The 10660-nt window shown below is 40.6% G+C and carries 12 protein-coding genes; 7 read left to right on the top strand and 5 right to left on the bottom strand.

Features of this window, described 5'->3' with window-relative positions:
- The first annotated feature begins 26 nt into the window (after positions 1 to 26).
- Positions 27 to 401 carry a hypothetical protein gene (locus QWZ17_RS24615; RefSeq protein WP_290307988.1) on the top strand — a complete coding sequence of 125 codons (375 nt, stop codon included), beginning with the start codon at positions 27 to 29 and terminating at the stop codon, positions 399 to 401.
- Positions 402 to 476: 75 nt separating this feature from the next.
- Here QWZ17_RS24615 and QWZ17_RS24620 read toward each other — a convergent pair whose 3' ends face one another.
- Together QWZ17_RS24620 and QWZ17_RS24625 are read right to left on the bottom strand one after the other, a co-directional pair.
- The gene (locus tag QWZ17_RS24620; protein ID WP_290307989.1) at positions 477 to 845 is read right to left on the bottom strand and encodes a response regulator; all 369 of its coding nucleotides are present in this window, start codon (positions 843 to 845) and stop codon (positions 477 to 479) included.
- Between the two features lie 1009 nt (positions 846 to 1854).
- Complete coding sequence (locus QWZ17_RS24625; protein WP_290307990.1) at positions 1855 to 2214, bottom strand: response regulator; 360 nt, start codon at positions 2212 to 2214, stop codon at positions 1855 to 1857.
- 391 nt (positions 2215 to 2605) lie between these two features.
- Here QWZ17_RS24625 and QWZ17_RS24630 point away from each other — a divergent pair, with 391 nt between their 5' ends.
- The 6 genes from QWZ17_RS24630 (at position 2606) to QWZ17_RS24655 (ending at position 8384) form a co-directional block, all read left to right on the top strand.
- Positions 2606 to 3922, top strand: coding sequence for a gluconate:H+ symporter (locus QWZ17_RS24630; RefSeq protein WP_290307991.1), 1317 nt, complete (start codon positions 2606 to 2608; stop codon positions 3920 to 3922).
- Between the two features lie 6 nt (positions 3923 to 3928).
- Positions 3929 to 4741 carry an alpha/beta fold hydrolase gene (locus QWZ17_RS24635; RefSeq protein WP_290307992.1) on the top strand — a complete coding sequence of 271 codons (813 nt, stop codon included), beginning with the start codon at positions 3929 to 3931 and terminating at the stop codon, positions 4739 to 4741.
- 223 nt (positions 4742 to 4964) lie between these two features.
- Positions 4965 to 5312 carry a YMGG-like glycine zipper-containing protein gene (locus tag QWZ17_RS24640; protein WP_290307993.1) on the top strand — a complete coding sequence of 116 codons (348 nt, stop codon included), beginning with the start codon at positions 4965 to 4967 and terminating at the stop codon, positions 5310 to 5312.
- A gap of 226 nt (positions 5313 to 5538) precedes the next feature.
- Positions 5539 to 6711 carry a BamA/TamA family outer membrane protein gene (locus tag QWZ17_RS24645; RefSeq protein ID WP_290307994.1) on the top strand — a complete coding sequence of 391 codons (1173 nt, stop codon included), beginning with the start codon at positions 5539 to 5541 and terminating at the stop codon, positions 6709 to 6711.
- Between the two features lie 116 nt (positions 6712 to 6827).
- Entirely contained in the window at positions 6828 to 8051 is a 1224-nt protein-coding gene (locus QWZ17_RS24650) for a multidrug effflux MFS transporter (protein WP_290307995.1), read from the top strand.
- 60 nt (positions 8052 to 8111) lie between these two features.
- A complete protein-coding gene (locus QWZ17_RS24655) occupies positions 8112 to 8384 on the top strand; it encodes a hypothetical protein (RefSeq protein ID WP_290307996.1) in 273 nt (90 codons plus the stop codon).
- A gap of 177 nt (positions 8385 to 8561) precedes the next feature.
- Here the strand turns inward: QWZ17_RS24655 and QWZ17_RS24660 are convergent, their stop codons facing one another.
- The 3 genes from QWZ17_RS24660 to QWZ17_RS24670 all read right to left on the bottom strand — a co-directional run bounded on the left by QWZ17_RS24660 (position 8562) and on the right by QWZ17_RS24670 (position 10108).
- Complete coding sequence (locus tag QWZ17_RS24660; RefSeq protein ID WP_290307997.1) at positions 8562 to 9245, bottom strand: ClpP family protease; 684 nt, start codon at positions 9243 to 9245, stop codon at positions 8562 to 8564.
- A gap of 64 nt (positions 9246 to 9309) precedes the next feature.
- A complete protein-coding gene (locus QWZ17_RS24665; RefSeq protein WP_290307998.1) occupies positions 9310 to 9582 on the bottom strand; it encodes a hypothetical protein in 273 nt (90 codons plus the stop codon).
- Complete coding sequence (locus tag QWZ17_RS24670; RefSeq protein ID WP_290307999.1) at positions 9563 to 10108, bottom strand: RNA polymerase sigma factor; 546 nt, start codon at positions 10106 to 10108, stop codon at positions 9563 to 9565. The genes QWZ17_RS24665 and QWZ17_RS24670 overlap by 20 nt, the downstream gene beginning before the upstream one ends.
- Between the last annotated feature and the right edge of the window lie 552 nt (positions 10109 to 10660).

Raw genomic sequence — 10660 nt, forward strand, 5'->3', positions numbered from 1 at the left:
TACATACACTATAAAATCAAACGGTCATGAACTACTTCATTTTAACTTATCTTGTTTACCTAATGGTGAGCATTGCTTTAACAGTATGGGTTGCCAAAGTGCTTTTTAAAAACGGGCGTATTTTTTTGGTTGATATATTTCATGGCAACCAGGAACTGGCCAACTCTGTAAATAAACTATTGGTAGTAGGCTTTTACCTTGTTAATATAGGCTATATGAGTTTGTCTTTGAAAGAAACCGGCAATATCCCCAATTTACAGGTTGTGGTTGAGGTGCTGAGTTATAAAATTGGGTGGATCATCCTTACCCTGGGTGCCATGCACTTCTTGAACCTGGCCGTATTTTTTAAACTGCGTAACAGGGCTAAACGGGATAAAGCTTTTAATCTCAATATAGAATAAGTATCTAAACCTACTCAACAATAAAAGCCACCCTGTTTTAAACAGGATGGCTTTTATTGTTATATAAATTAAAAATTAAGCGGCAGCGTTCAATTGCCTTTTAACGCTGTTCAGCAATACTTCTATATCAAAAGGTTTAGCTATAAAATCGTCGGGGCCGCCATTTTCATGTTTGGTTTTTGATACATCGTGGCTTGCCGATATCATAATAACCGGTATATCGTGGGTTTCTTTGCCCTGCTTCAGGTGTTTACATAATTCGCGGCCGTCTAATCCGCCAAGCATAATATCAAGCAAAATTAAATCGGGGTGATGCTGCCTGATGGTATTAAACAGGTTGTGGCCATCTGCTAAGGTTTCAACCTCGTAGCCGGAATCTTCCAATATGTATTGTAAAACCTCCAATATATCTTTATCGTCGTCCACAGCTAATATCCGTCTCATCGTATTATTTTAAAGTATCTTCAACTATTTATCTAAGCAATAGTATTTGCATAGCAAATACTATTCTCGGGCATTTAAATGTGGAAGATGCAAATGTTATACCAAAATTTAATATAGGGGCTTTTAGAGTAGGCTGATACCTGTTTATAGCTGCAAATAGTTAAAAAACAAAATGATAGGTTTTTATAGCGCATTCTATACAGTAAGATGTTATAAAAACAGTACAGTTTATTTAGCTATTCTGATTGGTAAATACGTAGCTTGATTTTTTGCACTTGGCGCAAAAATATTTCCTGATAGGTAAAAAACCCAAGACTTTTTTAAGAAACCAGCCTCTGTGCATCTGGAAATGATAAGGAGCCCCGCATTTAGTGCAGTAATAAGATCGTCTTGGTTTAACGTTGTTTTGCTGATCGTTCACTATAAATAGGTAAAGGCGCAAAGTACAACATACCAATAAAAAAAACACTATTTATGTTGTAAATAGACTTATAAGTAGGCGAACCAGTTGTTTTAAGTTAATTATTTAATAATTAATTAACCAAATACATACCGTTTGCGTTGACAACGATAACAAACATATCTTTTAAGTGGAAGAAAAAATAGAAGTTTTTTGGCAACAAAGCCTCTTGGTACCCGGTCATCAAGTTCTGCTTTACAACTTGGGCATTTGGCTTTTTTTCTGACAATGGCCTTTGGGCCATCTTCTGGGTTTAGTGATATGGTCATAATACAATCAGGGGTTTATTGTATTTATTCGTTTTTAATTAAACAAAGATAAACGTATTGTTAATATCTTAACTATGAGTACTGATAATTAAGCGTTTTAATGAAATGTGTCTGTTTATTAATGAAATTGGCAAAAAAATGCAGCAACGCCGCCATTTTTTATATACTTATCAATTTGATTAAACCTGGAAGATTAAGTATTGGCGTTTGGGGAGCCGTTTGCAGACGGCTTCAGCGCTTTTTAGATGCCAGAAATGATTATGTTAAAGTACCAGTTAGTCTATTTTATAAGGTCGTTAACTTTTTCAACAAGTTCGGTAAGGTCAAAAGGCTTATTGATAACCCCATCGCAACCATAATTAAGCAGGTGGTTGTCATTACTTGAATAGGCCGAGAAGATAATAACGGGTATATTGCCAAACCTGGGATGTACTTTAATGCTTTTACAAATTTCCCCACCATTGGTACCGGCCACCCTGTAATCTAAAATAACCAGATCGGGATTAAAAGCTTCAATTAAAGGGAGTACCTCCTCGCTATTTGAGGTGCTGCGTACTTCAAATAATTCATAAGTAAGCGTTTCATGAACAATTTCTAAAATGTCCCGGTTATCATCCAGTACTAAAATACGTTTTGACATAAAAAATATTAAAAAGTGAAGAGGCCCAAAAGTATTTAGCTGTGTTTGATAAAATTATATTGAATAATTATGGGATAAAAGCTGGGGCTAATAATCTATCGGATAAATAAACATGTAAAAGTACAGGTTTTTTATTGATGATTTTATAAAAACCTACATTGAATGAAATATATTTTTTGTTCTAATTAAGTTATTGTTAAAATAACGAATTGTTTTACAAAGTAAGCCCTGGTATTGTTTATAAATTAAATAAAAATCAAAATAGGTAATTTATCGATAGGGTAGCCGAATTAACGATTTACAGTTTAAACTCGGATTTTGTTGTTATTTTAGGCAAAAACAAATGGCTTTCGCCGGCCCTTGGTTCCATAATAAATCACACTTTAATATAATGGCACTATTAACTATTCTTGTTTGTATTGTTCTGCTTGTTTTATTGGTTAGCTGGGGTAAAGTAAATCCCTTTATGGCTTTTCTTATTGTATCTATTGTTGCCGGCTTGCTGTTGGGCATCCCTATAAATAAAGTTACCGCATCAGTACAAAAGGGGATGGGTGATATCATGGGATCGCTGCTTATTATCATTTGCCTGGGCGCCATGCTGGGCAAATTGGTTGCAACCAGCGGGGCGGCGCAAAAAATTTCGGAAGTACTGGTTAACGCTGTTGGCGAAAAGCATATACAATGGGCTTTGGTTACTGCCGGGTTTATTATAGGCATTCCGCTATTTTATGGTATTGGCTTTGTGTTGATGGTACCGCTTATATTTTCGGTTACTTATAAATACAAATTGCCGGCGGTATATATTGGTTTACCAATGCTGGCATCTTTATCGGTTACGCATGGGTTTTTACCTCCGCATCCGTCGCCATCGGCCCTGGTGGCTTTGTTTCATGCAAACATGGCTACCACTTTTATATACGGTTTTATGATAGCTGTGCCGGCAATTATATTGGCAGGTCCTGTATTTGCGCAATTTCTCAAAAAAATACCTTCAGAACCGTTGGCAACTTTCAGGGCCGAAGAGATTGCTGCCGAAAAATTACCTGGTGCCGCAAATAGTTTTTTTACCGCCTTGCTGCCCGTTATGTTGTTAATGCTTACCGCTTTTTTCCCGTATCTCGGCATTAAGGATAAGCATATCCTAAACCTGGCGGCCTTCCTTGGCGATCCATCTATTGTGATGCTCATCGCCCTTATTGTAGCCACTTTTACACTTGGTATTAAACAAGGCAAAAAAATGAGTCAGCTGGCCGTTAATTATACCGATGCCATTAAAGATATCGCGCTTATTTTGCTCATTATTGCCGGTTCAGGGGCCTTCAAAGAAGTATTAACCGCCAGTGGTGTTAGCGGGCAGATAGCTAACCAGTTGCAAACTTTCAATCTGCCTCCGTTATTGCTGGGTTGGGTTATAGCGGCTATTATCCGCATTAGTCTTGGTTCGGCTACTGTGGCAGGACTTACAGCCGCGGGTATAGTTACCGGCCTTGTAACACAAGGACACGTAAACCCCAATTTAATGGTTCTTTCTATAGGCGCGGGTAGCCTGGCATTTTCGCACGTAAATGATTCGGGGTTCTGGCTGTTTAAAGAATATTTTAATCTTAGTATAAAAGATACCATTAAATCATGGTCGATGATGGAAACCCTGGTTTCTGTTATAGGGCTGGCCGGCGTTTTAATTATTAACCAGTTTGTAAAGTAGTTTGTGATGAAAAAAATATTCCGCTTTGTATTTGCAGTTTCTGCATTGTTGCTTTTAAGCAAAGTTAATTACGCGCAGGAAGCTGTCACGGGCAGTTATTATACTTCGTTTGATGGTACTAAGATTTATTACGAAGTTAAGGGTGATGGTTTCCCGGTTTTGCTGATCCATGGGTTTTCGGGTACCGGGCAGGGATGGAAAAGTGGTAAGCTTTATACCGATTTACTGGCTGCCGACTATAAAGTGATCATCCTGGATCAACGTGGAAACGGCCGATCTGATAAGCCTCATACCGATGCCGGGTACGCCAATGACGCCGAGGCTAAAGATATTATGGGGCTTGTAACCAACCTGGGTATCAAAACATACAACGTGATAGGCTACTCACGCGGATCTATTATCGCTTCACGCATTTTAGTTTTAGATCAACGTGTAAAAAAGCTGGTAATGGGCGGCATGGGCGATGCTTATACTAACCCCGAATGGCCAAGACGTGTGCATGCTTACAAAGCCTTAATGGGCGATACCAGTTTTCACGATGTTGACGGCATGGTAAAATACATTCATAGCAACCCGGCATTTGATGTGCCTGCATTGGCATTGCAGCAAAAATATCAGCCATCAACAAGCCCTGAAGCCCTGGCCAAAGTGAAGATACCTGTATTGTTGATCAATGGCACCGAAGACCATGATGGTGGTTCTGAAACCAATTTAAACAAAATGATACCAGGCTCAAAATTGATGCATGTACCCGGCGATCATAATGCGGCATCCAAAACGCCGGAGTTTTCGGCAGAGGTACTGGCTTTTTTTAAATAGTGAGCATGTTCCGCAAATAAAATACTGTATACTAAATTAGTCAGTATAGTTACCAGATCCTTCGATTTACCGAATTTCAAATCTCCCCAATAGCCTAAAAATAATCGTTTACAGTCATAAAACAGGCTTTTCACCTTTTACTGTCGTTATTTTAATTTAGCGGTGTGCTGTTTGCATAGGTGTTTGCAGATAATTTTTTTAACACTTATCAGATACATTCATCATGAAAAAGCTAATCATATTTGCCAGCTTGTTTTTTGCATTCCTGCTAACGTTTGCAACAAACACCCAGGCGCAAACACACAAAAAAGGAATAAGCGATCAGGGTAAAGGAGCCATTATAGGTGGTGCCGGTGGCGCTGTTGTGGGTGGCCTTGTTGGTCATAACGTTGGCGGTGCTTTAATTGGCGGTGCCATAGGCGCCGGCGGCGGTTACATTATTGGTAACGAAACCCGCAGGGCAAGGGAAAAAAAGGAACGGGCACGTCGTATAGCCTGGCGCAGGGCACATCCCGTGCACCATCGTCCATACAGTAAAACCACCACTGTAACTACAGTTAAATACCAATAAAATATTTTAACAAAAAAGTAAAGCCCGCGTTAGCAATAACAGCGGGCTTTTTGTTATCTTAAAACACTTAAGTGTAGCCTTTTATGCATTTCATAAAATTTAACCGGTAAACGCTTAATTGTCAATTTATTCGTTATAAAGCTGGCTTTAATGGCTGTGCATAGTTTGATAGTATATAATGGGTAAGGCATTCATAGCATTAGTTTTTTGTTTAATTCCATGTGCTATGATGGCCCAGGTAACTATGCCCATTGCCGATACCGCCAAACGGTTAAACGATACAGTCCCGCAACGGGATTTGATTGATATTTTCCGCTCGGCATTTAACGTTAAGCCACGTAAGATATCAACCCAAGAAAAAAAGAAGTTTTATTTTTCATTTTTACCTATAGCCACATCAGATGGCCGCAGCGGCGGTCGCGCTTTATTTACTTCCACCACGGCAGGCTTTTATCTTGGGGATCAGGCTACCACCAACCTTTCCAGCTTTGTTTTTACGCCTTATTTTAACTTAAAAGGCCGGTATGGTTTACCAATTCGGTCCAGCCTGTGGTTAAATGACAACCAATGGAATATCATTGGCGATACCCGTATGCTGGTATACCCACAATATACCTGGGGCCTTGGTGGCAAGCAGCCCGAGCATCATAAGTTTTTGGTGAATTATAACTACATAAGATTTTATCAAACGGTGTTAAAAAAAATCAAGCCATATTTTTATGCAGGCGTAGGGTATAATCTTGATTACTATGTAGATATAGAGAGCCGGGGGAACGAGAATCTGCGTAACTTTTCGGGGTATAAATATGGCACCGCTACAGATCAGGACGCGTTTTCATCGGGCGCGACACTTAATTTACTATATGATACGCGCAAAAACTCCATAGATCCCTTGCCCGGTGTTTATGCAAACCTATCCTACAGATTTAATACCAGGGTACTGGGCAGCCATACCAATTGGCAATCCTTATATCTCGATTTGAGGAAGTATGTTTCTTTAACCAATTCGGGCCCGAAGAATGTACTTGCCTTCTGGACTTTTTATTGGACCTCGCTTACACCAGGCACACCGTATCTTAACCTGCCCAGCCTTGGTTGGGAACCTTACCAGCGGTCGGGCAGGGGATTTATCCAAAACCGGTACCGCGGACAGCGGCTGGCTTACTTTGAAACCGAATACCGGCGCGATATAACCCAAAATGGCTTGTTGGGCTTTGTGTTGTTTGCCAATGTAAATTCCGTTACCGATACCGATATGAAATTTACCTATTGGCATCCGGCAGGGGGGACCGGCCTGCGTTTCAAGTTCAACAAAAAATCGGGCACAAATATCGCACTCGATTATGGGGTAAGTAAACACTATTCGTCAATAAACCTTAATTTAGGCGAAACGTTCTGACGGAGGGAGTTCATGGTTGATGGTTCATAGATCATAGCCAATTTGGTAAGTAATTAAATTAACGCTTATTTATTTTCTACCATGAACTATCAACCATGATCCATGAACCCCAAACTATGACTAAAAAACGATACTTTTTTCTCATCATCATATTAGGCTCGCTTACAGCCCTGGCTCCGTTTTCTATTGATATGTACCTGCCGGGTTTTAATGCCATTGCCAAATACCTCCATACTACTACAGATCAGGTAGCGCTTACTTTATCCAGTTTTTTCTTTGGTATCTCTGCCGGGCAATTGTTATACGGCCCCCTGCTTGATAAATATGGCCGAAAAAAACCGCTATATTTTGGCTTGTGTTTGTACGTATTAGCGTCTATAGGTTGCTTTTTTTCCAGCTCCCTGCAAATGTTAATTGTAATGCGTTTTTTTGAAGCGATAGGAGGCTGCGCGGCCAGTGTTGCCGCCATGGCCATGGTACGTGATCTGTTCCCGGTAGAGGATAACGCCAAAGTTTTCGCGCTGTTGATATTAGTTTTAGGAGCATCGCCCATGCTGGCACCCACCATTGGTAGCTATATTACCGCTAATTTTGAGTGGCAGATCATATTTTTGATACTAACCATTATGGCCGTTTTGATTTTGCTGGCTGTTATTTTCTTTTTGCCCGAAAGCTTTAAGCCCGATCCTGAGTATTCTTTAAAGCCTTTGCCCATCATCACTAATTTTATCAGCGTATTTAAAGAGCCCCAGTTTTTCACATACGCTTTAACCGGCGCTTTTGCATTCGCGGGTTTATTTGCCTATGTATCTTCATCATCAATAGTATTTATTGATGTGTTTAAAGTGAGTACTAAAAACTTTGGGTGGATATTTGCCGGCTTATCTGTTGGTTTCATAGGGGCGAGCCAGGTAAACAGCCAATTGGTAAAGCGTTATAAAAGCGAACAGATAGTAAATGTAACCATGTGCTGTATGGTAATCATATCGGTCATATTTTTAATAGGATCGTTTAACAATTGGTTTGGCATGACCGGTACCATTGTGATGATATTTGGCGTTTTATCCTGTGTGGGGATCTGCAGCCCCAATACGTCGGCCTTATCACTGGCCCCATTCACCAAAAACGCAGGGTCCGCATCGGCACTGATGGGCGCTTTTCAAATGGCTATCGGCGCGCTGGCCTCATTCGGAATAACCCTAATTAAAGGCCAAAGTACCCTGCCCATGGCAGGTGTAATGGCAGCATCATCTATAGTGGCTTTCCTGATATTATTTATCGGAAAGCGGTTTATTAAGCACAAGGTTGACGCAGATAATGACGTAGTTGTGATGCATTGAAAGTTATCCTATATGAACCAATTGAAATATAACAATTTAACGGAGTTTCTGCTAAACGTTATGAAGCCACGCCCTGGTATGTTCTTGCGTGAACGTAAAATTTCAAATCTTGCATTTTTTATCACAGGTTACATGATTGCCGTTGAGGGCGAGGATGATTATTTTGGCGAAGACGGTTTTAACGATTGGTTTTACAAGAAATATAAACTACACCCAGGAAATGTTTGGGATATTTATTTACTTGAAAAAGCTAAAGGCGATGAGAAAAAAGCGTTAGACTCTTATTTTCGTTGTTTAAAAAAATATTACCAAGAAAAAACGGGGAAGCAATAGGAAATGTGCTTCCCCGTTTTTAATAGGATTTTCAATTACAGCAGTTGAGCATAATGATAACCAAGAGAACTTTTTCGGTGGGATGCTGAAATAAGTTCAGCACGACCTTTCATTGTCAAATCTTCAAATCCACAAATTCCCATCATCTGCACATCTGAAATCTGCACACCTGCACATCTAAGCCAACACTTCATCAATTATCCCAAAATCTTTCGCTTCATCGGCTATCATCCAGTAATCCCTGTCTGATACTTCGTAAACCTTTTCATAAGGTTGACCGCTGTGTTTGGCAATGATTTCATAAAGTTCCTGTTTTATTTTCAGCACCTGGCGCGATGCTATTTCAATATCAGATGCCATGCCTTGCGCGCCACCTGATGGCTGATGCAACATCACCCTGGAATGCCTGAGTGCCGCACGCTTGCCTTTTGCGCCTCCGCATAACAACACCGCGCCCATAGATAGGGCTATGCCTGTACAAATGGTAGCCACATCCGGACTAATGAAATGCATGGTATCGTAAATGCCCAAACCGGCGTAAACCGATCCTCCCGGTGAGTTGATATACATCTGGATATCCTTTTTAGGGTCTGTTGATTGCAAAAAAAGTAATTGGGCCTGGATAATGTTGGCTACGTTATCGTCAACAGCCTGTCCCATGAAAATGATCCTGTCCATCATCAGGCGAGAAAATACATCCATCTGGGCTACGCGCATTTCACGTTCTTCGGTAATGTAGGGTGTCATGGCGGTCGGCAACGCGCTTTGCTCTACACTGGAAATAAAGCTATCTACCCGCGAACCGGCAATAGCATGGTGCATGACCGCATATTTGCGGAATTCCTGTTTATCAATATTCATAAAAAAGTTTTAAGTTATATGTTTTGAGTTGTACGGTTTTGCCCGAGCGGGATTGTTAGTACCGTTACAACCTATTGAAAATTCTGGCTATTTTTTGTTTAAAGCTAAGGTGTTTTGTGGTATTGAATAGTTGTTGATGCGCGGCCTCAATCTCCTGTTTTAATTGTTTGCGCCCGTATTGCTGCACCAGGCTATAAACCTGTTGCTGCGCGGTTAAGTTAACCTGCAAGTCATGATCAAGCAATAATTTTGCATCAAACAACAAAGCATCAGTTGGTTGTTGCTTTTTATGCAGATGGGCTTCAATAGCTGCTATTCTATTTAAGGAAGTCCTCATACGTTAATGCTTGTTGTTTAACCGTTTCCCTAACTTTTTCAATGCATTTATATTTCTGCACGGTTGCAGATCGAACGCCCGAAAATCCAAACGTTTGCGCCACCTCGGTCATTGGCAGTTTATCGTAATAAAAAGAGCGCAATAAGTCCATGCAGCGTTTGCCAGCAGTAGCTAAAAAATGAAGTAGTTTATTTTCGTCGGGTACGGATGCAAGTTCGGTCGGGGTATTTGCCTCCAGGCTTTCATCTAAGAACGATGACTGCGCGGCTTGTTTATACCGTTTAATCCACAGAAACCTGGCGGTACCATAAATGTAAGCGCTATCACTGTTATGGATAGATAAGCCGGTTTCGGCAGTTTTTTCGTAATAGCTGAGTAGGGCATCCTGGAAAACATCCTTAGCTTCATCAAAAGATCCACCACATCTGGCCACATATTTGGCTACCGCCGGGAACACCTTTTTATACAGCGCTATAAAAAGCTCCTGTCGCTGCCCGGCCTGTTCCTGTAATTTAACTGCATCCATTGTTTACTGTTTATTACTATGTGCAAGTTATGGAACATATATCACCTTTTTTGGAGAAAATATTTTTGGCGGGGGAGTAAAGCCGTTATTAGTTGGGCAATTAGGTATTAAAAACTGTTTTGCAGCTAAGAAGGTAGGGAATGAGCGATTCCTTCCTTGGGGAAGGGGTAATGTCATTAAGTTAAGGACTTTCTCCCCCATAGGGGGTAGAGCTTTGTAGAAAAAAATAGGAGATAATGCTCCGTGCCGTAGGTACGGAACCTGTATAGCGTACCTACGGCACGCAAAAAATATCAATTTTCGTATGCTACAAAGCTTTTGCTCCGATGGAGCAACCTATCAATCTCTTAACTTAATGACATTGGGGGAAGGGGAGGTAGGGGTTAATGATGTTGTTAATTGCAGTTTATTAATCGCTTGCAGAAACCCCTCCCTGCCTTTGCGCTCATTTCCGGCGCGCCCCTCCCAAGGGCTACTGTGTGTACACATCTTTTAGTTGAAGTTTTGAAACATTAACCATCCTTCATATACGTTATAGAATTTAGCCAGGCC

It is taken from the genome of Mucilaginibacter flavus (assembly GCF_030409315.1).
Taxonomy (GTDB): domain Bacteria; phylum Bacteroidota; class Bacteroidia; order Sphingobacteriales; family Sphingobacteriaceae; genus Mucilaginibacter; species Mucilaginibacter flavus.